Genomic DNA, 25,114 nt, shown 5'->3' on the forward strand with positions numbered 1-25,114 from the left:
CGCCTGAGCGCCGCGCATGCTGGATTTCATCGCGGCGCTCGGGCTGGTCTTCGCCATCGAGGGCATCCTCTTCGCGGCGGTGCCCAATCTCGCCAAGGATGCGCTGCGCAGCGCCGCAGAAACGCCTGTCGACCGGATGCGCCTGATCGGAATCGGCTCTGCCGTGCTCGGCGTGTTTCTTGTATGGTTGGCGCGGAGCGGCTGAGTCCCCGTGCTCCGACGGCTGCGTGATGACATGATCGTGCGTCGCCCTTCCGCCGCATTTTGAGGTTCACTCTCCGCCAGCGTTCCGCGCTCCAGCGGCTTCGACAGATCTTTCAGCGAGGACCAGAGATGGCACTGAAATCCGCTTCCGCCTCCCGGCCCGTTCGGTTCGCGCTCGCAGCCGGCGTCGCAGCCCTCGCCCTGGGCGCGGCCCCCATGCTGGCTCCCGTTCAGGCCAACACGCCGCTGCTGACCGGGCAGGCTTCGCTCGCCGATCTCGTCGACCGGGTGATGCCGGCGGTCGTGAACATCTCGGCCGTGACCACCGCCGACACGCGCAACCGCACCTTGCCGCAACTGCCGCAACTCGGCCCCGACACGCCATTCGGCGACCTGTTCGAGGAATTCTTCAACCGGCGCGGCCAAGGCCAGCAGGGGCAGGGCCAGCAGGGCGAGCGCCAGTCGCCGCAGCAGCGCCGCTCGCAATCGGCGGGCTCGGGCTTCGTCATCGACGCCTCGGGCATCGTCGTCACAAACAACCACGTCATCGGCGACGCCAACGAGATCACCGTGATCTTCGGCAACGGCCTGCGCCTCAAGGCCGAGGTCGTCGGCAAGGACGCCAAGGTCGATCTCGCCGTGCTGCGGGTGAAGCACGACAAGCCGCTGCCGGCGGTGAAGTTCGGCGATTCCGACGCGATGCGGATCGGCGATCCCGTCATGGCGATCGGCAATCCGTTCGGGCTCGGCGGCTCGGTCTCGTCCGGCATCGTCTCGGCCCGCAACCGCGACATCAGCCAGGGTCCCTACGACACCTATATCCAGACCGACGCCGCCATCAACAAGGGCAATTCGGGTGGGCCGCTGTTCAACATGGCGGGTGAGGTGATCGGCATCAACACCGCGATCCTGTCGCCGACCGGCGGCTCGGTCGGCATCGGCTTCGCCGTGCCGTCCTCGCTCGCGACCAACATCATCGACCAGCTCAAGGAGTTCGGCGAGACGCGGCGCGGCTGGCTCGGCGTGCGCATCCAGAGCGTCGACGACGCCACCGCCGAGGCGCTCGGCCTGGGCACGGCGCGCGGAGCGCTCGTCGCAGGCATCGACGACAAGGGCCCCGGCAAGCCGGCCGGCCTCGAGATCGGCGACGTCGTCGTCAGGTTCGACGGCAAGGAGGTCAAGGATTCGCGCGACCTGCCGCGCATCGTCGCGGCGACGCCGGTCGGCAAGGACGTGCCGGTCACCGTGATGCGCAAGGGCAAGGAACTGGTCAAGACGGTCAAGCTCGGCCGCCTCGAGGATGGCGAGAAGGTTCAGCCGGCCTCGGCCCGCACGCCGGCCGAACCGCCCAAGCCCGCCGTCACCACCGCGCTCGGCCTCGAATTCTCGCCGCAGACCGAGGATCTGAAGAAGCGCTACTCGATCAAGGACGGCGCCAAGGGCGTCGTCATCACCAAGGTCGATCCCAACTCCAACGCCGCCGACAAGCGCATCTCCGTCGGCGAACTGATCGTCGAGATCGGCCAGGAGGCGGTGAACAGCCCCGAGGACGTGACCAAGCGCCTCGACGCGCTGAAGAAGGAGGGCAAGAAGTCTGCACTGCTGCTGGTCTCGAACGCCCAGGGCGAGGTCCGCTTCGTCGCAGTGTCGATGAACTGAGGCGCTTCATCCCGTTGCAATCAGGGCGGCCCTTCGCGGCCGCCCGTTTTCGTTCTGGTCGCCGCACGGACGGTGGAGCAGGTCAGCCTCTCGCAATCTCGTCGCCGCGATAGCCCTGCGCATAAAGCAGCGCCGTCAGATCGGCATGGTCGAGCCGGGCATGGGCGGCTGCCGCCACCGCCGGCTTGGCGCGGAAGGCGACGCCGAGGCCGGCTTCTCCCAGCATGGCGAGGTCGTTGGCGCCGTCGCCGATGGCGAGCGTCATCGACTGGTCGAGTCCGCGCTCGGAGCGCAGCTCGATCAGCGCATCGAGCTTGGCCTGCTTGCCGAGGATCGGCTCGGCGACCTCGCCGGTAAGGACGCCATCCCTTGCCAACAGCGTGTTGGAGCGATGTTCGTCGAAGCCGATCGTCGCGCCGATCGGCCCGGTGAAGACGGTGAAGCCGCCCGAGACCAGGGCCGTGTAGCCGCCATGGGCGCGCATGGTCGCCACCAGCGCTTTGCCGCCTGGCGTCAGGGTGATGCGCTCGCGGATGATCTCGTCGACGACGGCCAGCTTCACGCCCTTCAGCAGCGAGACGCGCTCGCGCAGGGCCGGCTCGAAGGCGATCTCGCCGCGCATGGCGCGTTCGGTGATGCCGGCGACGAGGTCCTTCAGTCCGACACAGGCCGCGAGCTCGTCGATGCATTCCTGCCCGATCATGGTCGAATCCATGTCGGCGAGGAACAGCGCCTTGCGGCGGGTCGCTGCCGGCTGGACGATGATGTCGACGGCCGCGTCCGCCAGCGCCGCACGGATGTCGGCTTCCAGCATGCGGTCGTCGGCGGTTTCGCAGAACAGGTCTGCGGCGATCTCGCCGTCGAGGCGCTGGGAGCGCGTCGCCCGCGCGGCTTGCGCGACGCTCGCGAGCAGGGCATCGCTCAGCAGGGCCTGACCATGGGCGGAAACCAGCGTGGCGACGCGTGTCATCGGAACCTGAGCAGAAGAACGGGGAAGGGGCCGTCAGGGCGGTGCTCATCGCAGGTCCGACCGCGAGCGGCAAGTCCGCCCTGGCCACCGCGATCGCGCGGCGTTGCGGCGGAACCGTGATCAACGCCGATTCGATGCAGGTCTATCGCGATCTGCGTGTGCTCAGCGCGCGGCCGGATGCCGCCGAGGAGGCTGCCGCGCCGCATCGTCTCTACGGCCATGTCGACGGGGCGGTGAACCATTCGGCGGCGCGCTATGCGCAGGACGTCGCGCCGCTGCTGGGCGAACTGGAACGGACCGGGTCGTTGCCCGTGCTGGTCGGTGGCACGGGGCTCTATTTCAAGGCGCTGACCGAAGGCTTGTCGCCGATGCCGCCGGTTCCGGACGATGTGCGGTCCGGGTTTCGCGCTCGCGTCGAGGGTCGGGATACCGGCTTGCTGCATGCCGAGCTTGTGGAGCGCGACCCGGAAATGGCGGAGCGTCTGCGGCCGGGCGACCGGCTCAGGATCATGCGGGCGCTGGAGATCGTGCTGGCGACGGGCCGTTCGCTTGCCAGTTTCCAGGGCCAGCGCGAGCCGGGCCCGCTTGCCGAAGGCCGGCTGCTGCGGCTGTTCGTGATGCCGGCGCGCGAGGAAGTGCGGGCGCGCATCGACCTGCGTTTCGAGGCGATGATGGCGCGGGGCGCGCTCGACGAGGTGGCGGCCTTGCGCGAGCGCGAACTCGATCCGCTGCTGCCGGTGATGCGGGCGCACGGTGTGCCGGGGCTGGTCGCCCATCTCGATGGCAAGCTCAGCCTTGCGGAGGCCGTGACGCGCGGGCAGGCCGATACGCGCACCTATGCGAAGCGGCAGGTCACCTGGTTTCGCCATCAGATGGCGGGCTGGCAGGCGGTGGCGCCGGAGGCGGCGCTTGCCGTCGCGCTGGCAGGGCTGGAGCCTTAGGCGGCGACAAAGATGGCATCGGCCTCGGCGAGGCAGATGCGGTCGCGGCCCTCGTTCTTGGCGCGATAAAGGGCGCGATCCGCCCGCTCGATGAAGGCGGTCAGCGCCTCGCCCCGCCGACCGGCGGCGACCCCGAGGCTGGCCGAGACCTTCAGGGCCAGCGTTTCCGAAACAGGCAGCTTGCGCCGCGCCAGTTCGTCCTGGATACGACGCGCCGTTCGCAGCGCCATCGCGGTGCCGGCACGGGGGATGAAGACCGCGAACTCCTCGCCGCCGAAGCGGCCGACGAGGTCGCGACCCGGCCGCGCGATGCCAAGCAGCAGATCGGCGAAGGCGCGGATCACGGCATCGCCGGCGGAATGGCCATGGCTGTCGTTGACACTCTTGAAATGGTCGAGATCGACGATGATCAGCGCGGTGTCCTCGCCGGCCGCGGCGCAGTCGGCGATCGCGGCATTGGCCTTCTCGATGAAGGAGCGCCGGTTCAGGAGCGCGGTCAGCGGGTCGGTCTCGGCGAGGCGACGCAGTTCCTGCTCGCGCTCCTCGCGCTGACCGATCTCCTGCGAGAGCGCCCGGCGGGTGGCGCGCTCGCGGCCGATCTCGAGCGCCAACGTCGCGGCGCGGCTCTGCAGGGTCTGGTTGGCGACCATCAGGTCGGTGATATCGGTCATCGTCATGACCAGCCCGTCGCCGAGCGGCGCGAGCGCGAGCTGCAGCCAGGTCAGCTTGCCGTCATGGATGAACGAGGTTTCGATCATGTCGGGGCGGCGCAGTTCGATGGCGTAGAGACAGCGCCGCCAGATCGAGTCGTCGGCCAGGAAGGGCAGGGTCTCGCGCGCGTCGCGGTCGAGCAGGCTTTCCTCGGGCCGCCCTGCCATGGCCGAGGCCCGGCGATTGGCGGTGATGATCAGGGTGCGCTCGATGTCGCCGTCCTGGGTGCGGATCGCGTGCAGCGCGACGATGCCCGAGGGCGAGGTGTCGAGAACGGTCATCAGCAACTCCTCGCGGAATTGCAGCGGACGGCTGAAGACCACGAGGAAACGCTCGCCATTGGCCGCCGTCGTCGGCATCAGCAGCCGCTCCCAGAGGCAGACCCTGACCGTCTTCAACGAGCGATGGACGGTATAGGCCGGCTTTCCGTCGGCCAGCGCCTGGTCGAAGGTCGCGATGCTGAAACGGGCGACCTGCGGCGACATCCCCGAGATGCGCTCGCCGAGCTGGTCGTCGCCGACATAGCGCATGATCTCGCGGCCGTAATGGACATAGGCGTAGTCGCCGTCGCCGGTCGGCCTGACGATCATCAGATCCTGCCCGAAGCCTGCGAAAATCTCGTCGAGAAAGGCCTCGTGCGGCGCGCCCGCTTCCGAGCCCTGTCCATGCCGCACGAACCGGCCGAGCAGTCCTGCGATCTCCGGCGCATGCGCGCGCGCCGTGATGTTCTCGGTATGCACTTCCTGGTACATCGACGCTCCCGGGCGAGACAGGTGATCCTATCCAGCCCGTCTTGAAAAAGTGTTCCCTAGACTCGCGGTTTTCGGCGGCTGACGCAAAGGAGGCTTCAGGACTGTTTCCGGTCCGCCATCGAGGTCTGTCGGCTCTTGACCGGACCACGATGCTCGTCTAGCGTCCCGCAACATCTCGGAAAGGGCGTCTGGCGCGATGCGCGAGCTTATTATCGTACGGGTGCGCTGGTAGGGGCCGGGTCCGCAGAGGAGCCGCGCGTCCCCGACGCCAGCGCACGTCCAGGCCCCTCGCAGGGCCTTTTTTATTGCCCGTTTTCCGCCGATCCCGACCGATCCAACCGAACGAACCGCGCAGGAGACCGTTATGAGCGAGATGATGACCGGCGCCGAGATGGTCGTCCGCGCGCTTCAGGACCAGGGCGTCGAACATCTGTTCGGCTATCCCGGCGGCGCCGTGCTGCCGATCTATGACGCGCTGTTCCAGCAGGACAAGGTCAAGCACGTCCTCGTCCGCCACGAGCAGGGCGCGGTCCACGCGGCCGAGGGGTATGCACGCTCCAGCGCCGGCAAGGTCGGCTGCGTCCTCGTCACCTCCGGGCCGGGCGCGACCAACGCCGTCACCGGCCTGACCGACGCGCTGCTCGATTCGATTCCGATCGTCGTCATCACCGGCCAGGTTCCGACGCATCTGATCGGCTCCGACGCCTTCCAGGAATGCGACACGGTCGGCATCACGCGCTCCTGCACCAAGCACAACTACCTGGTGAAGAGCATCGCCGACCTGCCGCGCATCCTGCACGAGGCGTTCTTCGTCGCCGCCAACGGCCGGCCGGGTCCGGTCGTCGTCGACATCCCGAAGGACATCCAGTTCGCCACGGGCCTCTACAGCCGCCCGCGCGACAACCAGCACAAGACCTACCGCCCGACGGTCAAGGGCGACCTGAACAAGATCAGGGCCGCGGTCGAGCTGATGGCGAAGGCGCGCAAGCCCGTGTTCTACACCGGCGGGGGCGTGATCAATTCGGGTCCGCACGCCTCGGCGCTGCTGCGCGAACTGGCGCGGCTGACCGGCTACCCCGTCACCTCGACGCTGATGGGATTGGGAGCTTTTCCGGCAGCCGACAGGCAATGGCTCGGCATGCTGGGGATGCACGGCACCTACGAGGCGAACCTCGCGATGCATGACTGCGACGTCATGATCAACATCGGCGCGCGCTTCGACGACCGCATAACGGGGAGGCTCGACGCCTTCTCGCCGCACTCGAGGAAGATCCATGTCGACATCGACCCGTCCTCGATCAACAAGAACGTCAAGGTCGACATCGGCATCATCGGCGATTGCGCCCACGTGCTGGAGGACATGGTCCGGATCTGGCGCGAGACGAGTCCGCAGGTCGACAAGGCGGCGCTGACCGCCTGGTGGACGCAGATCGAGGGCTGGCGCGGCAGGAACAGCCTCGGCTACAAGAACGCGACCGACATCATCAAGCCGCAATACGCCGTCCAGCGGCTCTACGAGCTGACCAAGGGTCGCAATACCTATGTCACCACCGAGGTTGGCCAGCACCAGATGTGGGCGGCGCAGTATTTCCATTTCCAGGAGCCCAATCGCTGGATGACCTCCGGCGGCCTCGGCACCATGGGCTACGGCCTGCCGGCCGCCATCGGCGTTCAGATGAGGCATCCCAAGGCGCTGGTCATCGACATCGCCGGCGAGGCCTCGATCCTGATGAACATGCAGGAGATGTCGACGGCGGTGCAGTATCGGCTGCCGGTCAAGATCTTCATCCTGAACAACGAGTACATGGGCATGGTGCGGCAGTGGCAGGAACTGCTGCATGGCGGGCGCTATTCCGAAAGCTATTCGGAATCGCTGCCGGACTTCGTCAAGCTGGCGGAGGCCTATGGCGGTCACGGCATCCGCTGCTCGGATCCGGCCAAGCTAGACGATGCGATCATGGAGATGATCGAGACGCCAAAGCCGGTGATCTTCGACTGCCTCGTCGCCAAGCAGGAGAACTGCTTCCCGATGATCCCGTCGGGCAAGGCCCATAACGAGATGATCCTGCCCGATTTCGAGGGCGATACCGGCGACATCATCGACGCCAGGGGCAAGCAACTGGTTTGAGGTCTTCCGTCATTGCGAGCGCGGCGAAGCAATCCGGGGGGGTGCGTGGGGCCTCTGGATTGCTTCGTCGGCCGCGCCTTCTCGCAATGACGGGCCGCGCCCGACAAAGAGGATGACATGACGACCATCGGCCTGATCGGCGGGATGAGCTGGGAATCGACGGCGGTCTATTACCGCATGCTCAACGAGGGCGTGCGCGCCCGCCGCGGCGGGCTGCACTCGGCCGACGTGCTGCTGCATTCGCTCGATTTTTCACCGATCGCCGAGATGCAGGCGAAAGGCGACTGGGACGCCGCCGGCGATGTGCTTGCCGAGAGCGCGCGCCGGCTGGAGCGGGCCGGCGCCGGCTGCATCGTGCTCTGCACCAACACCATGCATAAAATCGCCGACAGCATCACAGGCGCGGTGCGCGTGCCGTTCCTCCATCTGGCCGACGTGACCGCCCGCGCGATCAGAACCAGCGCCGCGCGCAAGCCGCTGCTGCTGGCGACTCGCTTTACCATGGAGCAGGCGTTCTACCGCGACAGGCTGGCCGCGCATGGCGTCGAGGCGGTCGTTCCGGGCGAGGCCGAACGCGCCGAGGTGCATCGCATCATCTACGAGGAGTTGTGCCGGGGCGTGATCAGGCCCGCTTCCAAGGCGCGCTATCTTGCGATCATCGCGGACGCCGTCGCCAATCATGGCGCTGACGGCGTCATCCTGGGCTGCACCGAGATCGGGCTGCTGATCTCGCAGGCCGATACCGTGCATCCGGTGTTCGACACGACGGCGCTGCATGTCGAGGCTGCGCTGGATTTCGCGCTCGATGCGGAGCAGGCAGCGCCATGAAACTCGTCATCGCCAACAAGAACCACTCGTCCTGGTCGCTGCGGCCCTGGCTGCTGCTGACCGAGTTCGGCATCCCGTTCGAGGAGGTGCTGATCCCGTTCGCACGGGCGTTCGACGATCCGGAATGGAAACGCGCCGTTTCGGTCTTCACGCCCGGCGGCAAGGTTCCGGCGCTCGTGGATGGCGAGATCCAGGTCTGGGAATCGCTGGCGATCATGGATCATGTCGCCGACACGCATCCCGATCTCGCGATCTGGCCGCGCGATCCGGCGGCGCGGGCGATGGCGCGCTCGGTCGCGGCCGAGATGCATGCGGGTTTCGCGGCGCTGCGCGGGGCCTGCCCGATGAACCTCGCCTGGATCCATCCGGCCAGGGATCGCGGGCCCAGGGTCGCGGCCGATGTCGCCCGCATCCGCACGATCTGGCGTGACGCGAGGGAGCGCTTCGGCGCCGGCGGTCCGTTCCTGTTCGGCGCGTTCGGCGCGGCCGATGCGATGTTCGCGCCGGTGGTCTGCCGCTTCGTATCCTACTCGATCGCGCTCGACCCTGTCTGCGCCGCCTATGCCGAGGCCGTTCAAGCAACGAGAGGCTTCCAGTCCTGGCGCATGGCGGCTTTCGCCGAGCCCTGGATCATCGCCGAGGACGAAGCGCCCGAACCCGTCCTGACCGATTTCCGCCCTCATCTCAGCCGAAGCCGAGCCCTGTCATGAACACCTCCTCGCATTACCCGACCGCCCCGACCTCGCAGCCGATCGCCCGCCACACGCTTGCCGTCACGGTCGACAACGAGCCGGGCGTGCTGGCGCGCATCGCGGGACTGTTCTCGGGACGCGGCTACAATATCGAGAGCCTGACGGTCTCCGAGACCGAGCACGAGAAGCACATCTCGCGCATCACCGTGGTGACCTCGGGCACGGAAAACGTGATCGACCAGATCAAGGCCCATCTCGACCGGCTGGTGCCGGTGCACCGCGTCGTCGACCTTACCCTTCAAGGTGAGGCGCTGGAGCGCGAGCTGGCGCTGGTCAAGGTCGTCGGCAAGGGCGAGCACCGGGTCGAGGCGATGCGGCTCGCGGCGGCGTTCGGCGCGCGCACGCTCGACGCCTCGCTGACTTCCTTCGTCTTCGAGCTCACCGGCTCGACCGACGAGATCGAGCGCTTCATCAAGCTGATGACGGTGGTGGGGCTGACGGAGGTCTCCCGCACCGGCATCGCCGCGATGAGCCGGGGACCGGAGGCGATGTGAACTCTTTGGATATCCAAGCGATCGTAGTAAGGATATCCGGAAAAGAGCTTTGCGTTATGAAGGTGCAAGTCGCGAAATGGGGTAACAGCACGGCTGTGCGGTTGCCGAAAGCAGTGGTGAAGCAGCTCAAACTTCACCCGGGCATGACGATGGAAGTTTCGGTTGGGGAGGAGGCGATCCTTCTGACGGTTGCCTCTGCGGATGATGACGCACGCCCCTTGCAGGGACGACCCAACCCTACCCTGTGACGTTGGAGTGGATGATAGAGGAGGCGGAGCGCCTTGGCGGCATTGAGAACGCCCCGCGAGACGATGTCGACTGGCGCCCGATGTCGGCTCCGAGGTGATCTATGACGACTACAACCCGCGCAAGCGGGCATCCTGAGCCCGGCGAAGTCTACTGGGTCGATCTCGACCCGGTGCTCGGATCGGAGCAAGGCCGACGACCTGTCATCGTTTTGTCTGACGATTCGCTGCACGGCATCTCGTCACGAATACTGATCTGCCCGATCACAGCGAATTCCCAGCCTTGGCCCACGAAGGTTGCGATTCCAGCGGGTTGCGTGGTGCGCGGCTTCGTGCTGACTGACCAGGCGCGCATGATCGATCGTGACGCGCGAAAGCTTCGCCTGATAGGGCGGCTGCCCGAGGCGGTAACGCTGCGCGTCAAGCACCGTGTTGCGGCATACGTGACCATCATACCCATTACCGATTCATCACAGTTGTCATGACGCTCAACCAACTCGCGCTCGCACTCGGCATCCTCGGGTTCGGCTGCTTCGCCTGGCCGATCCTGCAACGGCTGTCCGGACGCGCCGAGCCCGAAGCGCCCGGCAGCGGCAAGAGCCTGCGCTCGCCGATCTGGTGGGCGGGTTTCATCCTGACGATCGCGGCGATCTTCCTGCAACGCATGGCGAGCCAGCAGGCCGGCGGCTGACGGCCGGGATCAGCCCCTGAAGCCGCCCTCGTCGAGAAACTCCTGCTCCTGCGTCGTGGTCTCGCGGCCGAGCACCGGATTACGGTGCGGGAAGCGGCCGAAATCGCGGATGATGTCGCGGTGGAGCACGGCATATTTCACGCCGTCGCGATCGTCCGAGGCGTCGCAGAGCGCGATGCAGCGTTCCTGGGCAGCCAAATCCTCCGCATGCATGAAGGGCAGGTAGAAGAAGCGGCTTTCCGGCGGCTGGAATGCCCTGTCGAAGCCCTTGGCGATGGCGCGTTCGGCGATCACCAGCGCCGATGCGTCGGTGGCGAAGGCGCGCGGGCTGCCGCGGAAAAGGTTGCGCGGAAACTGGTCGAGCAGGAGCAGCAGCGCGTAGACGCCCTCGGGCGCGCCTTCCCATTCCGAAAGCGCGCCGGCGGCCGCGGCTTCGTGCATCGGCAGAAAGCGCTCGCGGATGGCGTCGTCGAAGGCCGCGTCCTTGGCGAACCACTTTTCGGGGCCGGCCTCGCGCCAGAAGGCGAGGATGTCTTCGATCGTAGCGGTTTCGGGCACCGACGGTCCTTCATCGCGAATGTTGCGGACAACCGGCGAAATGTGGTCGCCGCGCGACATGCGCAAGGCCTCTTGCGTTCCGGCCGGCGACGCGCTAGTGAGCCGAACCGTAACGTACGGTACACTTAAATTCCGCGGCGGAAGAGACGATGGCGGCGACGGCCAGGCCCCCAGACAGCGAGCCGGAAGAGCCCACGGCCCGCCAGCAGGCCGTGCTGGACGCCGTGCTGTCGCTGATGGTGGAGGAGGGCGACCGGCTCACCATGAACGCCGTCGCACGCCGGGCGAGCTGCTCCAAGGAGACGCTCTACAAATGGTTCGGCGACCGCGACGGGCTTTTGACCGCGACGGTGCGATGGCAGGCGGCGCGGGTCCGGGCCGGGGCCTATGATCGCCAGACACTCGACATCGCGACCCTGCGCGACAGCCTCAGGGACTTCGCCGCCAACTGGCTGAGCGTGATCTCATCCCCGACCTCGATCGCGCTCAACCGCCTCGCCATCGGCCACGCGGCTTCGCGGAAGGGCAATCTCGGCGGCATCGTGCTGGCCAATGGCCGCTTCGCCATCGGCGAGCGGCTGCGGCCGGTGCTCGAAGCCGGGCGGGAGGCCGGGCTGCTCGCCTTCGACGACGCCGAGACGGCGTTCCGCACCTTTTTCGGCCTGGTCGGCCGCGACGTGCAGATCCGGCTGCTGCTCGGCGACGCGCTCGTGCCGACGCCGGCCGAGATCACGCGCGACGCAGGCCGCGCCACCGACCAGTTCCTCGCACTTCACGGCGCGGTCAGGTTCTCGAAAGACGACCTGGCCGCGCCGAAAGCCTGAAGAAACCAGCCAGAATCCAAGGAAGGACCATCGAAATGCGCGTCTATTACGATCGTGATGCCGACATCAACCTGATCAAGGGCAAGAAGGTCTGCATCGTCGGCTATGGCTCGCAGGGCCATGCCCACGCGCTCAACCTACGCGATTCCGGCGTCAAGGATGTCGTCATCGCCCTGAAGGCCGGCTCGCCGACGCGCAAGAAGGCCGAAGAGGCCGGCTTCACCGTGATGACGCCGAGCGAGGCCGCAAAGGTCTCCGACGTGATGATGATGCTGACGCCGGACGAGCTGCAGGCCGACATCTATCGCGACGAACTCGCGGCCAACATGAAGGAGGGCGCCGCGCTCCTGTTCGCGCACGGCCTCAACGTGCATTTCAACCTGATCGAGCCGCGCAAGGACCTCGACGTGCTGATGGTCGCCCCCAAGGGCCCCGGCCACACGGTCCGCTCGGAATATCAGCGCGGCGGCGGCGTGCCGACCCTGATCGCGATCCATCAGGACGCGACCGGCAACGCGCACGATCTCGGCCTGTCCTATGCGTCGGCGAATGGCGGCGGTCGCGCCGGCATCATCGAGACCAACTTCAAGGAAGAGTGCGAGACCGACCTGTTCGGCGAGCAGGTCGTGCTCTGCGGCGGCCTGGTCGAGCTGATCAAGGCCGGTTACGAGACGTTGGTCGAGGCCGGATACGCGCCGGAGATGGCCTATTTCGAGTGCCTGCACGAGGTGAAGCTGATCGTCGACCTGATCTACGAGGGCGGCATCGCCAACATGAACTACTCGATCTCGAACACGGCCGAGTTCGGCGAGTACGTCACCGGCCCGCGCATCATCACCGCCGAGACCAAGGCCGAGATGAAGCGCGTGCTGGCCGACATCCAGTCGGGCAAGTTCACCCGCGACTGGATGCTGGAGAACAAGGTCAACCAGACCTCGTTCAAGGCGACGCGCGCGCGCATGGCCGCCCACCCGATCGAGGAGGTCGGCGCCAAGCTGCGCGACATGATGCCCTGGATCAAGGCCAAGGCGCTCGTGGACAAGACCAGGAACTGAGCCCGCCGCTTCAAGGCGTGTGGCACGGCAAGGCGGGCGCCGCGAGGCGCCCGCTTTTTCCGGTCGTCAGCCTGCATGGAACACTTGGTTAATCGAGGCGTTCTCATGGCCAGACAGGAATTCGGCCAGCCAGGATCATGCGGAGGCGATCATGAATCGGGAGCAGGAATTGACGGTCAGGGAACGGGCGGCGCGGGAAGCCTGGTCCAGCCATGTCCAGGACGATGCGCAGCGCGTCACCGTCCTGCAGGACGACGGCGAGGACTGGCCGCTCCTGACCTTCCTCTTCGGTGGTCTCGCTCTCGCGCTGGTCGTCAATACGTTCATCGGCCTGATCTGAGCCTTTGAAAATCCATATCGGGCCAGCAGCGGACGGCAGCGGCGCGTTCGATCAACCGGAAGATGGAGGTCGATCATGATCGATCACGAACAGCGTCCGGCCCGATCGACACAGGACTCGGACAGGACGGAGCCGGCGACGCAGCGGTCCCGCGTCGAACCGAGCCAGCTCAACCAGGTCGATGACGGCCCGACCGTCGAGACGCCGGTCGAGGCTCGAGGCGGCCTGCTCGGCAGGCCGGTGGCAATGGTCTTGCTGATCAGTCTCGTGCTGGCCGTGCTCGCCGGCGTGTTTCTCGGCGCGGTTCCGCTCTGACGAAAGGATTTCCATATCTGCAACTTGAGGAGGGTGTCATGCATCATCTCAAACTGCTCGACGCACAGGCGGTCGCCTGGCTCGCCATGGGTTCGTCCTTCGCGCTGACGGCCGCCGTCGTCGCCGGACTGATCCGCTTCTGAGGTCGCACGGACCTTCGATATCGCCATCATTACAAAAGAGGGCCCGGCGGAGCGATCCGCCGGGCCCTTGCCTTGATGGCGCCCTGGCGGGCGACATCCCGATCAGAAGCTGATTTTGTCCTTGATCTCGGCCTCGACATTGGCCGGCAGGACATTGCGCTTCACCAGATCGTCGAAGTTCTTGAACTTCGCCTTGGCGCGCTCCTCGATGATCTTCTTGGCGCGGGCGTCGCCGATGCCCTTCAGCGTATCGAGTTCGGCGGCGGTTGCGGTGTTGATGTTGATCTTCTTGACGACCGCGGCAGGCTGGGCGGCGGCCGGAGCCGGAGCCGTCGCGGGAGCCGCGGGGCGAGCCGGCGTCGCGGGAGCCGTCGCCTGGGCGAAGGCGGGGCCGGACGCGATGGCGAGCATGACGATGCTGGTGACGAGACGCGAGATCATGATGAAATCCTCAAGGTCCGTCCCGGATGATGGCTATCGGTCGGGCGCCGGGCACGCCTGCCGACCCGGCCTGCCGGGTCATCCGGCCGCCGATCGCGCCAGGTTGCCGCTGGAATGCGACATCGTCCCGAGGCGATGGAGCGACCATCGGCGGTTGCGGCTGAACGGCGTCTGAAGCCGCCATTCAGCCAATCGTCATGGGCCTTTCAGCGCGCCATGAACTCGGCAAGGCGGCCCGCGCCATAGAGCAGGCTGAAGCCCCACGCGGCCGACGCCACCCAGTTGGCCAACTGGAACGGCCAGAACGGCATCTTCACGATGCCGGCGACGATGGCGATGACGGCTCGCAGCGGCCCGAAGAAATGGCCGATCAGGATGCTGAGCACGCCCCATTTCTCGAAGAAGGCGTGGCCCCGTTCGAGCAGTTGCGGATTCTTGTTGAGCGGCCAGTAGTCGCCGACGCGCGGCCCCAGGATCAGCCCGGCCCAGTAGGAAAGCCAGAAGCCCAGGCCCGCGCCGGCGGTCGCCGCGAAAGCCAGCGGGATCAGGTTCAGCCCGGAGGCGCCCGCGACCGCGCCGAAGGCGGTGAAGAACACCGTGGCCGGCACCAGCCAGGACAGCACCGCGACGCATTCGGCGAAGGCGACGAGGAAGACGATCGGGATCGCCCATTGCTGGTTCGCGCGCATGAACTCGACGAGCCACTGCATCCAGAGTTCGAGTTGCTGCATCGATCGGGAATCCTCGCGGGCGGGCGAAGGCTTATCGCTGCGTCCGTGCCGTCGCGCAATCGCCCGCATGCGGCAGCCGCAACGAAATTGCGGTTCCCACTTTCCCGCGCATTGCTTTATCGTGCCGCGCAACCAGGAATTCGGAAAGAGTGGCCGACGCGGCGGACGCCCGGACGCCGCCATCGGGGAAACAGGTTTCATGACGTTGCAGGACAACCCGCGTCAGGCGGCGGGGGCGGGTAGCGCGTCCATCGATCCCCCGGCGGTGGCGCTTGGCGGGCTCGACATCACCTTCCACATCGAGGGCGGCCAGCGCTACAAGGCGGTGACGGGGATCGACCTTTCGGTCGCGGCCGGCGAGTTCGTCTCGGTGGTGGGGCCGACCGGCTGCGGCAAGTCGACCTTGCTCAACGCGGCCGCCGGCCTGCTGACGCCCTCGGCCGGAACGGTCGGCATCTTCGGCAAGCCGCTCGCCGGGCTCAACCGCCGCGCCGGCTATCTCTTCCAGGCCGATGCGCTGATGCCGTGGAAGACCGCGCTCGACAACGTCAAGGTCGCGCTGGAGCCGATGGGCGTCTCCGATACGGAAGCGGACAGGCGCGCCCGCGACTGGCTTGCCCGCGTCGGCCTGCGCGCCTTCGTCGACCGCTATCCGCACATGCTCTCGGGCGGGCAGCGCAAGCGCGTCTCGCTCGCGCAGATGCTGATCCGCGACCCCGAGATCCTGCTGATGGACGAGCCTTTCGGGCCGCTCGACGCGCAGACCCGCCAGATCATGGGCAATCTCCTGCTCGATCTCTGGTCGAAGGACCGCAAGGCGCTGATCTTCGTGACGCATGATCTGGAAGAGGCGATCTCGCTCTCGGACCGGGTCGTGGTGATGTCGGCCGGGCCGGCCGCCGGCATCGTCGCCGACTACAAGGTGCCGCTGCCGCGCCCGCGCGACATCGCCGAGATCAGGCTGGAAAAGGCCTTCCACGAGATCCACCGCGACATCTGGGCCTCGCTGCGCGTCGAGGTGCAGAAGGCCTATGCGATGGGCGACGGGCGCGATCTGGTCGAGGGAGAGCCGTCATGAACCGCGCCAGACTGCTCGGCCTGCAAGTGCTGGTGATGGTCGTCTTCCTGCTGGCCTGGCACGTCGTCACGGCCTATCCGATCATGGGCGACGTCAAGACGATCCAGTTCTTCTTCTCGACTCCGGGCGCGGTGCTCGCCCGCACCTGGAAGACGCTCGCCGGCGCCGAGATCTACTGGCATCTCGGCATCACCCTGACCGAGACCGTGCTCGCCTTCGCCATCGGCTCGGCGGCCGGCATCTTCTTCGGCTTCACCTTCGCAAGGCGCGAATTGCTGGCGGCGGTGTTCGACCCCTACATCAAGGCGGCCAACGCCCTGCCGCGCGTCGTGCTGGCGCCGATCTTCGCGCTCTGGTTCGGGCTCGGCATCTGGTCGAAGGTCGCGCTCGGCTTCACCCTGGTCTTCTTCATCGTCTTCTTCAACGTCTACCAGGGCGTGCGCGAGGTCTCGCCGACGGTGCTGGCGAACGCCCGCATGCTCGGCATGAACGAACGGCAGCTCTTCCGGCACGTTTACTGGCCCTCGGCGCTGACCTGGATGTTCTCCTCGCTGCACACCTCGGTCGGCTTCGCGCTCGTCGGCGCGGTGGTGGGCGAATATCTCGGCTCCTCGGCCGGGCTCGGCTACAAGATCCAGGAGGCGGAAAGCGTCTTCGACGTCACCGGCGTGTTCTCGGGCATGCTGATCCTGACGATCGTCGTCATCGGCATCGACGCCCTGGTGACGCTGGTCGAGAAGCGCCTGCTGGTCTGGCGGCCGGGACACAGCTCGACCACGACGGTCTGAGGCCTGCGCGGCCAGCGGCAGGGAATACGGAAATGGACAGAACGGAGCGCCATACCGCGTTTTGCCGCCGCTTCGGGCTGCAGGTCCCGATCCTGCTCGCGCCGATGGCCGGGGTGCCCGCGCCGGACCTGTCGGTCGCGGTCGCCAATGCCGGCGGCATGGGCGGTTGCGGCGCGCTGCTGATGAAGCCCGACGACATCCTCGCCTGGCAGGAACGCTTCCATACGGCGAGCAACGGCGCGAGCCTGATCAATCTCTGGATTCCCGATCCCCCGCCGGCACGCGATGCCGCGCACGAGGCGCGGCTGCGCGACTTTCTCGGCGAGTTCGGCCCCGCCGTTGCGCCCGAGGCCGGGGATGCGCCGCTGCAATCCTTCGAGGCGCAGTGCGAAGCGCTCATCGCGGCGCATCCCGCGGCCGCATCCTCGATCATGGGGCTGTTTCCGCCCGAGGTCGTGGCGCGGCTGAAAGACGCCGGCATCGCCTGGTTCGCAACAGTGACGACCGTGGCCGAGGCGCGCGAGGCAGAGGCCGCCGGCGCCGATGTCCTGGTCGCGCAAGGCGCGGAAGCCGGCGGTCATCGCGGCGCGTTCGACGCAGGCCTGGCCGAGCGCCAGGCGGTCGGCCTGATGGCCCTGCTGCCGTCCGTCGTCGATGCGGTCGCGTTACCTGTCGTGGCCGCGGGAGGCATCGGCGATGGCCGCGGCGTTGCGGCGGCGCTGGCGCTGGGCGCCAGCGCGGTGCAGATCGGCAGCGCCCTGCTGCGCGCGCCCGAGGCGAGGATCAACCCGGCCTGGGCGCAGGCGCTGGGCGCGACCCCGCCGGAGGGCACGGTGGTCTCGCGCGCCTTCAGCGGTCGTGCCGGGCGCAGCATCGCCACGCGCTACGCGCTCGCCGCGCTCTCGCCCGATGCGCCGTCGCCCGCGCCCTATCCGGTGCAGCGCGGGCTGACGGCCGCGATGCGCGACGCGGCCGCCGCCGTTGGCGATGTCCAGCGCATGCAGGCCTGGGCCGGTCAGTCTGCGGCGCTGGGACGCGCCGAGCCCGCGGCCGACGCGGTCACGCGGATCTGGCGTGAGGCCGCCGCGATCCTGGCCGTGCCGGAGCGGATCGGCTGAGCTTGCGGACGGGCCGCCTTGCCCTGCCGCGTCGATCTCGCCTATCGTCGCGTCAACGGCGCTCCCGGAAGGCGCCGATCCAGTCAACCGGAGGAATTCCCATGACGTTCTCACGCCGCGCGGCGCTGGCCGCGCTCGCCCTCACCACCGCGCTTGGCTTCAGCGCATCAAGCGCGCTCGCCCAGAACGCCGAGAAGCCCAAGCTGACGCTCGGCGTCGGCGGCAAGCAGCTGCTGTATTATCTCCCGCTGACGATCGCGGAGAAGAAGGGCTTCTTCAAGGAGCAGGGGCTCGATGTCGAGATCAACGATTTCGGCGGCGGCGCGAAGTCGCTGCAGGCGCTGGTCGGCGGCTCGGTCGACGTCGTGACCGGGGCCTATGAGCACACCATCCGCATGCAGGCCAAGGGCCAGGACGTGCGCGCCGTGGTCGAGCTCGGGCGCTTCCCGGCGATCACCATAGCGGTGCGCAAGGACTTGGCCTCCAAGGTCAAGTCGGCGGCCGACTTCAAGGGTCTGAAGATCGGCGTCACCGCGCCCGGCTCCTCGACCGCGCTGACGGTGCAATACGCCATGGTCAAGGCCGGGCTGAAGGCGACCGACGCCCCGATCATCGGCGTCGGCGCGGGCGCATCGGCGGTCGCTGCGATCAAGCAGGGCCAGGTCGACATCATCTCGCATCTCGACCCGGTCACCTCGAAGCTCGAGGCCGATGGCGACATCGTCCCGCTGATCGACACGCGCACCGAGGCCGGCACGCGCGCGCTGTTCGGCGGATCGAACCCGGCCGCCGTGCTCTATCTCAAGGGCGATTTCGCCGAGAAGAACCCGGTGACGACGCAGAAGCTCGTCAACGCCTTCGTCAAGTCGCTGAAATGGCTGGAGACGGCCAAACCCGAGGATGTCGCCGACCTCGTGCCGGCCGAGTATCATCTCGGCGACAAGCCGCTCTATCTCGCCGCCGTCAAGAACTCGCTGGAGAGCTATTCGCGCACCGGCATCTCGACGCCCGAGGCGCAGCAGAGCGTCTACGACGCGCTGAAGCTGCTCGATCCGGAGCTGGCGACATCGAAGGTCGATCTCAAGACGACCTTCATCGACACCTTCGCCAAGAAGGCGGCGGCGGGCTCCTGATCGATCCCGTCAAGACTTTCAATTGGTCACGCGGAGGGCGTCCGGCCTAGGCTGCGGCGCCCTTTCCCATTCGCGAGGCCGCCATGCTGAAAGCCCATGATCCCGCCACGATGTTCGCGCCGGTCGGCCCCTATTGCCATGGCGTCGAGGTTGTCCAGCCGACCCGGTTCCTGTTCAGCAGCGGCACCATGGGTCTCGACAAGGCGGGCCGCGCGCCGGACGGCGTCGAGGCGCAGCTGGAGACCGCCTGGGATAATCTGAAGGCGATCCTGACCGAGGCCGGCATGGATGTCGGCAACATCGTCAAGGTGACGACCTATCTCGCCGACCGTTCCCTGCGCGGGCCGGCGACCGCCTATCGACAAGCCGTGCTTGGCGAGCATAAGCCTGCCGTGACGACGATGGTCGCCGGGCTCCTGCAGGACGACTGGCTCGTCGAGATCGAGATCGTGGTCGCGGCCTGAGACCGAGCATGAACATCCTCTCCATCCAGTCGCATGTCGCCTATGGCCATGTCGGCAACGCCTCGGCCGTGTTTCCGATGCAGCGGCTCGGCGTCGAGGTCTGGCCGATCCATACGGTGCAGTTCTCCAACCACACCGGCTATGGCGCATGGAAGGGCCGCGTCTTCGACGGCGGCATGATCGACGAGGTGATGGAGGGCATCGCGGAGCGCGGCGTGCTGCCTTCCTGCGACGGCGTGCTGTCGGGCTATATGGGCTCGGCCGATATCGGCCACGCCATCCTCTCGGCGGTCGGGCGCGTGCGCGCCGCCAATCCCAAGGCGGTCTATTGCTGCGATCCCGTCATCGGCGATGTCGGGCGCGGCGTCTTCGTGCGGCCGGGCATCCCGGAGTTCATGCGCGAGCAGGCGGTGCCGGCGGCCGACATCGTGACGCCGAACCAGTTCGAGCTCGAACTGCTGACCGATATCGAGATCAGGACGATCGCCGACGCCCATCGCGCCGTCGAGACATTGCGCGACGCCGGGCCGAAGACCGTGCTGGTGACCTCGCTCGTCACCGAGGAGACGCCGGACGACGCGATCGACCTGATGGCCGCCGATGCGCGGGGAGCGTGGCGGGTGCGCACGCCGAAGCTCGACGTCAGCGTCAACGGCGCGGGCGACGCGATCGCGGCGCTGTTCTTCGTGCATCATCTGCGCGAACAGTCGGCGGCGAGCGCGCTCGCCAAGGCCGCGGCCTCGATCCACGGCCTGCTGAAGCGCACGAAGGAGGCGGGTTCGCGCGAGATCCTGACGGTGGCGGCGCAGGACGAATTCGTCACGCCGTCGCAGCGGTTCACCCCGGAACCGATCTGACGCGGATGAAGCCGCGCATCGGCGCCTTCAACGGCGAGAACCTGCTGACTCGCCATCGCTTCCAGCCAAGCGGGCGGCTCGCGACCAACGGCGACCGTTACCCGCGCGCCGGCCGGGACCGGCCGAAGGCCTCCGACCACTGCCCGCTGACGATCGACCTGATGATCGCGGAAGGATCACGCTCATGACGCGCCGCTTCGTCACGCTCGACGTCTTCACGACGCGGCGCCATGCCGGCAATCCGCTGGCCGTGGTGCTCGACAGCGAAGGCCTGGACACCGCCGCGATGCAGGCGATCGCGCGCGAGTTCAACCTGTCGGAGACGGTGTTCGTCGCGGGCCCGACCAATCCGGCCAACCGCGCCGCGATCCGCATCTTCACGCCGGCGCAGGAGCTGCCCTTCGCCGGCCATCCGACCGTGGGCACGGCGGTGCTGCTGGCGCTGCGCGACCATGCCGGGGGGCGCGGCGCGGACATTCTGACGCTGGAGGAGAAGGTCGGGCTCGTGCCCTGCGCCGTCATGGTGTCGGACGCGGTCTCGGGCAGCGCCGTGTTCACGCTGCCGAAGCTGCCCGAGCGCCTGGAGCAGGCCATTCCGCTTGCCGATCTCGCCGGGGCGCTCGGGCTCGACGCAGCCGCGATCGGCTTCGAGGGGCATGAGCCCGGCGCCTTTTCGGCCGGCGTCGCCTATACGCTCGTGCCGGTCGCGGACCGGGACGCCGTGGCGCGCTCGCGCCCGGCCGGCGAGGCGTTCGAGCGCGCCTTCGCCGCCGCGCCGAATCCGAACGCCTTCGTCTATTGCCGCGACACCGCCGAGGCCGGCCATCACTACCACGCCCGGATGTTCTGGCCCGGCGCCGGCGTGCTGGAAGATCCGGCGACGGGCTCGGCGGTCGCGGCCTTCGCCGGGGCGGTCATGGCCTTCGACAAACCGGGCGACGGCGAGCATCGGTTCGTGATCGAGCAGGGCTACGAGATGGGCAGGCCCTCGCGGATCGCGCTCGAGCTCGGCGTCTCGGGCGGCGCGCTGGTCTCGGCCCGTATCGGCGGCTCGGCCGTCCTGGTCAGCGAAGGCACGCTGCTGTGAGCGGCGTCGTCGATGGCGAGATCGTCGCCCTGTCCAGGGTCGAGGCGCGGATCGAGCCCTATGACTGGGTCTTCGCCCGCGAGCGCGCCGGCTACATCGCGGCGCATTGGGCCAGAATCAGCGCGGGCAAGCCGGCGATGTTCAACGGCCGCATCATGCTGCAGCACCGCGGCGCGATCGAGGACGGCGTTTTCCACGCCGGCTATTTCGAGACCGACTATGCGAGCTTCATGGCCTGGCGCGACCTCGGCCATCCCGGCCCGGTCGTGCGCAACGGCTACGCCATGGCGGCGCTGCGGGCGAGCGACGGCGGCTTTCTCTGCGGCGTGATGGGCGAGCACACCGCCAATGCCGGAAAGGTCTATTTCGCCGCCGGCACGCCGGACCGCGAGGACCTGCGCCCCGACGGCTCGCTCGATCTCGCCGGCAGCGTGACCCGCGAACTCCGCGAGGAGACCGGGCTGGCGCTGGACGAGATCGCGGTCGAGGAGAGCTGGACGGCGGTGATCCTGACCGGGCGGGTCGCCTTCATGCGGCCAGTGTCCGTGCCGCTGCCTGCCGAGGCGGCGCGCGAGCTGATGCTGGCGCGGATCAGGCAGCAGGACGAGCCCGAGCTTTCCGGCATCGTGATCGTCCGCAGCCTCGGCGATTGCGAGCGCTACGACATGCCGCCTTTCATGCGGCGCTATCTGGCCCATATCTACGGGCAGGATTGAAGACTTGCGCCTCCCTCGGCCCTTCATCCCGAGGAGCCGAGGCACGCGGCGTCTCGAAGGATGTTCCAGGAGGCTCCTGCTTGAGCTGGAGCATCCTTCGAGACGCGCTTCCGCCGAGCGCTCCTCGGGATGAGGGGGCGGCGCGGCCAGGCGTAGGCGAAGGGATTGGCGCCGAAGACGGGGGCGTGTCCACCGGAGGGCGCGACCCAGGCATGGCTCGGCGTCAACGCGATCGCGGCCAGGCCTTGCTTCGCCACGGGCTCGACCTCGGCCCAGAGCGCCGAGAAGTGATGACAGTTGTTGATAGCCAGCGCGGCAAGGCCTTGCCTGCGGGATTTCTCGATCGCAAGGCCGATGCCGGCATATAGGCGGGCGGGGAAAAGCCACGGTCAGCATCGACCTTGACGGTGCCGGGAGCGAGGTCCGTCACCGTCGGCGTCGCAGCCTTGTTGACGCGTCCCGCGTTGACGGAGTGGGCGCAACCGATCAGGCGATAGAGGCCATGCGATTGGCACTCGTCGCGCTGCGCCCGCATGATGACATCGGCGACAGCCTCGGACTGTTCCGCCCCGAGCCCCGTCCGGCGCAGGATCGCCAGGCCAAGCTCCTCGGCCTCGATGACGCTGATGGTGACCTTCTCCGTCATCGCCCTCTTTCGTCCCCCCGGCGTCGACCGATCCGCGGCAGGCCGGGGCGGCCTGCGGCGGATGGCTATGGTCTCAGGAAAGCGATACCCAGATCGTCTTTAGCTGCGTGTACTGGTCGAAGGCTTCGATGCCCTTGTCGTAGCCACCGAATCCCGAGGTCTTGTAGCCTCCGAACGGCGTCGAGATATCGCCTTCGCCATAACCGTTGACGGCGACCGTCCCCGCCTGGACCTTGCGCGCCATGCGAATGGCGACGTTGATGTCGTTCGAGAACACCGTCGCTGCCAGGCCATAGGCCGTATCGTTGGCCAAGCTGACGGCGTCCTCTTCGGTATCGAAGCCCATCACCGCGACGACGGGGCCGAAGATCTCGTCACGCGCGATCTTCATGGTCGGCGTGACGTCGTCCATGACGGTCGCCTCGACGAACCAGCCCCCCGTTTCCTGAAAGACCCGGTTGCCGCCGGCGGCGATCTTCGCCCCTTCCTGCGTCGCGGTCTCGATCGCGCCGAGCACGCGCGTCAAGGCCGCGGCCTCGACCAAGGGGCCGAGCTTCGTCGAGCGATCGGTCGGTGGGCCGACCTTCCATTGTTCGGACGCCTTCACGAGCGCCCGCACGAAGGCGTCCTTGATCGATGTCTGCACCAGGATACGGGAGCCGCAGGTGCAGTTCTGGCCCATGTTCCAGAACGCCGCACCGGCAAGGTTTTCCGCGATCGTCTCCAGCCGATCGCCGACGTCGGCCATCACGATCTGCGGGCTTTTGCCGCCGCATTCGAGCACGATCTTCTTGAGGTTGCTGTCCGCCGAGTAACGCAGGAACTGGCGTCCGATTTCGGTGGAACCCGTGAAGGTGAGCATATCGATGTCGGGATGAAGGCCGAGCGCCTTGCCGGTCACATGGCCAAGGCCGGGCACCACGTTGAAGACGCCCGCCGGCACGCCGGCTTCGAAGGCGAGCTCGGCGATGCGCAGCGTCGAAAGAGAGGCGAGCTCCGCCGGCTTGACGACGATCGAGTTGCCGGAGGCGAGCGCGGGCCCGATCTTCCAGGACAGGGTTCCCGCCGGGAAATTCCACGGCAGCACCATGCCGACGACGCCGACCGCCTCGCGTACGATCAGGCCGAGATTGCCTTCCCCCGTCGGCGAGATCTTCCCGAAGACCTTGTCGATCGCCTCCGCATACCAGCGGATGTTGTTGACGACGTCGGGAAGGTCGAGATTTTCGCAGTCCCACAGCGGCTTTCCGGCGTCGATCGAATCCAGGTGCGCCAGTTCAGCGGCATTCGCCTCGACGAGCGAGGCGAAGTTCAGGAGGATGCGCTTGCGCTCCCTCGGCTCCAGGGCACTCCACACGCCGGTCCGAAAGACCGAGCGGGCTGCCTTGACCGCCGTGTCGACATCCTTGGCGGAACAGGCCGATATCCTGTTCAGCAGCTTTCCCGTGGCGGGATCGAGATTGTCGAAGACCGCACCGTTTTCAGCGTCGGTCCAGGCCCCGTCGATGAAGGCCTTTGTTCTCACCGTATCCGGAAGGCAGGTCATGAACACTCCGTGGATCTGAAACGAAATTCCGGCTTGCCAACCGCTTTTGCCGATTGCATGCCGCGACTGGGATCGGCGACGCGTGTCGCACCCTGCCGAATGGCGGCAGCTAGAGAACCTTGCCGAGGAAGGCCTTGGCGCGCACCGTCCTGGTGTTGCCGAAGAGTTCGCCGGGGCTGCCCTCTTCGACCACGACGCCCTCATCCATGAACACGACCTTGTCGCAGACCTCCCGGGCGAAGCCGAGCTCGTGCGTGACGACGATCATGGTCATGCCCTCCGCGGCGAGCCGGCGCATCACCTGCAGGACCTCGCCGACGAGCTCGGGGTCGAGCGCACTGGTCGGCTCGTCGAAGAGCATGAGCTTGGGCTTCATCGCGAGCGCCCTGGCGATCGCGACGCGCTGCTGCTGCCCGCCAGAAAGCGTCCGCGGATAGGCGTCGGCCTTGGCGCTGAGCCCGACCTTGGACAGCAGGTCGCGCGCATGACCGATCGCCTCGGCCTTCGGCGCCTTGCGCACATGCATGGGCGCCTCGACGATGTTCTGCAGCACGGTCATGTGCGGGAACAGGTTGAAGCTCTGGAAGACCATGCCGATGTCGGCGCGCTGGCGCGCGACTTCCGCCTTGTTCATCTCGTAGAGTTTGCCGGCGTGCTGGCGGTAGCCCACGAGTTCGCCGCCAACCTGAAGCAGGCCCCCGCTCAGCTTCTCGAGATGATTCATGCAGCGCAGGAACGTGCTCTTGCCCGATCCGGACGGGCCCAGGATGCAGCACACCTTCCCGTAGTCGACCGTCAGATCGACGCCGTTCAGGACCTGGTGGCTGCCAAAGGCCTTTTTCACACCGCGCGCGACGACGGCATGCTCACCAAGGGACGATTTTGGCAATTCCGACATG

General features: G+C 67.4%; 30 protein-coding genes and 1 pseudogene. 23 read left to right on the forward strand and 8 right to left on the reverse strand.

Features of this window, described 5'->3' with window-relative positions:
- Positions 1-16: 16 nt before the first annotated feature.
- Positions 17-205, forward strand: a complete 189-nt coding sequence (locus AC1RRW_RS12350; protein ID WP_492901061.1) for a DUF2065 domain-containing protein — start codon at positions 17-19, stop codon at positions 203-205.
- Between the two features lie 128 nt (positions 206-333).
- Positions 334-1,863: a Do family serine endopeptidase gene (locus AC1RRW_RS12355; protein ID WP_492901062.1), complete on the forward strand. Its 1,530-nt coding sequence runs from the start codon at positions 334-336 to the stop codon at positions 1,861-1,863.
- Positions 1,864-1,945: 82 nt separating this feature from the next.
- Here the strand turns inward: AC1RRW_RS12355 and serB are convergent, their stop codons facing one another.
- A complete protein-coding gene (serB, locus tag AC1RRW_RS12360; RefSeq protein WP_492901063.1) occupies positions 1,946-2,833 on the reverse strand; it encodes a phosphoserine phosphatase SerB in 888 nt (295 codons plus the stop codon).
- Between serB and miaA the strand changes: the two genes are divergently transcribed.
- Complete coding sequence (gene miaA, locus AC1RRW_RS12365; protein ID WP_492901064.1) at positions 2,827-3,774, forward strand: tRNA (adenosine(37)-N6)-dimethylallyltransferase MiaA; 948 nt, start codon at positions 2,827-2,829, stop codon at positions 3,772-3,774. The two genes, serB and miaA, sit on opposite strands and share 7 nt — an antisense overlap.
- Here the strand turns inward: miaA and AC1RRW_RS12370 are convergent.
- Positions 3,771-5,237 (reverse strand): GGDEF domain-containing protein, encoded by a 1,467-nt coding sequence (locus AC1RRW_RS12370; RefSeq protein WP_492901065.1) that lies wholly within the window; start codon positions 5,235-5,237, stop codon positions 3,771-3,773. The two genes, miaA and AC1RRW_RS12370, sit on opposite strands and share 4 nt — an antisense overlap.
- Positions 5,238-5,601: 364 nt before the next feature.
- Here AC1RRW_RS12370 and AC1RRW_RS12375 point away from each other — a divergent pair, with 364 nt between their 5' ends.
- The 7 genes from AC1RRW_RS12375 to AC1RRW_RS12405 all read left to right on the forward strand — a co-directional run bounded on the left by AC1RRW_RS12375 (position 5,602) and on the right by AC1RRW_RS12405 (position 10,375).
- Positions 5,602-7,365, forward strand: coding sequence for an acetolactate synthase 3 large subunit (locus AC1RRW_RS12375; protein ID WP_492901066.1), 1,764 nt, complete (start codon positions 5,602-5,604; stop codon positions 7,363-7,365).
- A 117-nt stretch (positions 7,366-7,482) separates the two neighbouring features.
- Positions 7,483-8,193 carry an aspartate/glutamate racemase family protein gene (locus tag AC1RRW_RS12380; RefSeq protein WP_492901067.1) on the forward strand — a complete coding sequence of 237 codons (711 nt, stop codon included), beginning with the start codon at positions 7,483-7,485 and terminating at the stop codon, positions 8,191-8,193.
- Complete coding sequence (locus AC1RRW_RS12385; RefSeq protein WP_492901068.1) at positions 8,190-8,903, forward strand: glutathione S-transferase family protein; 714 nt, start codon at positions 8,190-8,192, stop codon at positions 8,901-8,903. The genes AC1RRW_RS12380 and AC1RRW_RS12385 overlap by 4 nt, the downstream gene beginning before the upstream one ends.
- Entirely contained in the window at positions 8,900-9,439 is a 540-nt protein-coding gene (gene ilvN / locus AC1RRW_RS12390) for an acetolactate synthase small subunit (RefSeq protein WP_492901069.1), read from the forward strand. Before AC1RRW_RS12385 ends, ilvN begins: the two co-directional genes overlap by 4 nt.
- Positions 9,440-9,495: 56 nt before the next feature.
- Positions 9,496-9,687: an AbrB/MazE/SpoVT family DNA-binding domain-containing protein gene (locus AC1RRW_RS12395; protein ID WP_492901070.1), complete on the forward strand. Its 192-nt coding sequence runs from the start codon at positions 9,496-9,498 to the stop codon at positions 9,685-9,687.
- A gap of 101 nt (positions 9,688-9,788) precedes the next feature.
- Complete coding sequence (locus tag AC1RRW_RS12400) at positions 9,789-10,169, forward strand: type II toxin-antitoxin system PemK/MazF family toxin (RefSeq protein ID WP_492901071.1); 381 nt, start codon at positions 9,789-9,791, stop codon at positions 10,167-10,169.
- Positions 10,166-10,375 carry a hypothetical protein gene (locus tag AC1RRW_RS12405; RefSeq protein ID WP_492901072.1) on the forward strand — a complete coding sequence of 70 codons (210 nt, stop codon included), beginning with the start codon at positions 10,166-10,168 and terminating at the stop codon, positions 10,373-10,375. Before AC1RRW_RS12400 ends, AC1RRW_RS12405 begins: the two co-directional genes overlap by 4 nt.
- Positions 10,376-10,384: 9 nt before the next feature.
- On the opposite strand, the gene AC1RRW_RS12410 is transcribed toward AC1RRW_RS12405, so the two are convergent.
- A complete protein-coding gene (locus tag AC1RRW_RS12410; RefSeq protein WP_492901073.1) occupies positions 10,385-10,933 on the reverse strand; it encodes a DUF924 family protein in 549 nt (182 codons plus the stop codon).
- A gap of 149 nt (positions 10,934-11,082) precedes the next feature.
- Here AC1RRW_RS12410 and AC1RRW_RS12415 point away from each other — a divergent pair, with 149 nt between their 5' ends.
- The 4 genes from AC1RRW_RS12415 (at position 11,083) to AC1RRW_RS12430 (ending at position 13,467) form a co-directional block, all read left to right on the forward strand.
- Positions 11,083-11,757 (forward strand): TetR/AcrR family transcriptional regulator, encoded by a 675-nt coding sequence (locus tag AC1RRW_RS12415; RefSeq protein ID WP_492901074.1) that lies wholly within the window; start codon positions 11,083-11,085, stop codon positions 11,755-11,757.
- 35 nt (positions 11,758-11,792) lie between these two features.
- Complete coding sequence (gene ilvC, locus AC1RRW_RS12420; protein ID WP_492901075.1) at positions 11,793-12,812, forward strand: ketol-acid reductoisomerase; 1,020 nt, start codon at positions 11,793-11,795, stop codon at positions 12,810-12,812.
- A gap of 151 nt (positions 12,813-12,963) precedes the next feature.
- Entirely contained in the window at positions 12,964-13,152 is a 189-nt protein-coding gene (locus tag AC1RRW_RS12425; RefSeq protein WP_492901076.1) for a hypothetical protein, read from the forward strand.
- Positions 13,153-13,227: 75 nt separating this feature from the next.
- Positions 13,228-13,467, forward strand: coding sequence for a hypothetical protein (locus tag AC1RRW_RS12430; protein WP_492901077.1), 240 nt, complete (start codon positions 13,228-13,230; stop codon positions 13,465-13,467).
- 245 nt (positions 13,468-13,712) lie between these two features.
- Here the strand turns inward: AC1RRW_RS12430 and AC1RRW_RS12435 are convergent, their stop codons facing one another.
- Together AC1RRW_RS12435 and AC1RRW_RS12440 are read right to left on the reverse strand one after the other, a co-directional pair.
- Entirely contained in the window at positions 13,713-14,051 is a 339-nt protein-coding gene (locus AC1RRW_RS12435) for a ComEA family DNA-binding protein (protein WP_492901078.1), read from the reverse strand.
- A 206-nt stretch (positions 14,052-14,257) separates the two neighbouring features.
- A complete protein-coding gene (locus AC1RRW_RS12440; protein WP_492901079.1) occupies positions 14,258-14,782 on the reverse strand; it encodes a DedA family protein in 525 nt (174 codons plus the stop codon).
- 199 nt (positions 14,783-14,981) lie between these two features.
- Between AC1RRW_RS12440 and AC1RRW_RS12445 the strand changes: the two genes are divergently transcribed.
- The 9 genes from AC1RRW_RS12445 (at position 14,982) to AC1RRW_RS12485 (ending at position 22,023) form a co-directional block, all read left to right on the forward strand.
- Entirely contained in the window at positions 14,982-15,860 is an 879-nt protein-coding gene (locus tag AC1RRW_RS12445; RefSeq protein ID WP_492901080.1) for an ABC transporter ATP-binding protein, read from the forward strand.
- Positions 15,857-16,648: an ABC transporter permease gene (locus tag AC1RRW_RS12450; RefSeq protein WP_492901081.1), complete on the forward strand. Its 792-nt coding sequence runs from the start codon at positions 15,857-15,859 to the stop codon at positions 16,646-16,648. Before AC1RRW_RS12445 ends, AC1RRW_RS12450 begins: the two co-directional genes overlap by 4 nt.
- A gap of 32 nt (positions 16,649-16,680) precedes the next feature.
- Positions 16,681-17,766 (forward strand): NAD(P)H-dependent flavin oxidoreductase, encoded by a 1,086-nt coding sequence (locus tag AC1RRW_RS12455; protein ID WP_492901082.1) that lies wholly within the window; start codon positions 16,681-16,683, stop codon positions 17,764-17,766.
- Between the two features lie 101 nt (positions 17,767-17,867).
- Positions 17,868-18,899 (forward strand): ABC transporter substrate-binding protein, encoded by a 1,032-nt coding sequence (locus AC1RRW_RS12460; protein ID WP_492901083.1) that lies wholly within the window; start codon positions 17,868-17,870, stop codon positions 18,897-18,899.
- Between the two features lie 83 nt (positions 18,900-18,982).
- The gene (locus AC1RRW_RS12465; RefSeq protein WP_492901084.1) at positions 18,983-19,363 is read left to right on the forward strand and encodes a RidA family protein; all 381 of its coding nucleotides are present in this window, start codon (positions 18,983-18,985) and stop codon (positions 19,361-19,363) included.
- A gap of 8 nt (positions 19,364-19,371) precedes the next feature.
- Positions 19,372-20,220 carry a pyridoxal kinase PdxY gene (gene pdxY, locus AC1RRW_RS12470; RefSeq protein WP_492901085.1) on the forward strand — a complete coding sequence of 283 codons (849 nt, stop codon included), beginning with the start codon at positions 19,372-19,374 and terminating at the stop codon, positions 20,218-20,220.
- A gap of 5 nt (positions 20,221-20,225) precedes the next feature.
- Entirely contained in the window at positions 20,226-20,408 is a 183-nt protein-coding gene (locus AC1RRW_RS12475; protein ID WP_492901086.1) for a hypothetical protein, read from the forward strand.
- On the forward strand, positions 20,405-21,307 hold the full coding sequence (locus AC1RRW_RS12480; protein ID WP_492901087.1) for a PhzF family phenazine biosynthesis protein: 903 nt from the start codon (positions 20,405-20,407) through the stop codon (positions 21,305-21,307). The genes AC1RRW_RS12475 and AC1RRW_RS12480 overlap by 4 nt, the downstream gene beginning before the upstream one ends.
- Positions 21,304-22,023 carry an NUDIX hydrolase gene (locus AC1RRW_RS12485; protein ID WP_492901088.1) on the forward strand — a complete coding sequence of 240 codons (720 nt, stop codon included), beginning with the start codon at positions 21,304-21,306 and terminating at the stop codon, positions 22,021-22,023. Before AC1RRW_RS12480 ends, AC1RRW_RS12485 begins: the two co-directional genes overlap by 4 nt.
- Positions 22,024-22,046: 23 nt before the next feature.
- Here the strand turns inward: AC1RRW_RS12485 and AC1RRW_RS12490 are convergent.
- From AC1RRW_RS12490 to AC1RRW_RS12500, 3 genes and pseudogenes are all read right to left on the reverse strand, one after another.
- A pseudogene (locus tag AC1RRW_RS12490) lies at positions 22,047-22,669 on the reverse strand (Ldh family oxidoreductase).
- Between the two features lie 73 nt (positions 22,670-22,742).
- Entirely contained in the window at positions 22,743-24,419 is a 1,677-nt protein-coding gene (locus tag AC1RRW_RS12495; protein ID WP_492901089.1) for an aldehyde dehydrogenase, read from the reverse strand.
- Positions 24,325-25,113, reverse strand: a complete 789-nt coding sequence (locus tag AC1RRW_RS12500; RefSeq protein WP_492901090.1) for an amino acid ABC transporter ATP-binding protein — start codon at positions 25,111-25,113, stop codon at positions 24,325-24,327. The genes AC1RRW_RS12495 and AC1RRW_RS12500 overlap by 95 nt, the downstream gene beginning before the upstream one ends.
- Position 25,114 lies beyond the last annotated feature (1 nt).

The sequence above is a fragment of the Allobosea sp. GW821-FHT12C12 genome, assembly GCF_058807355.1.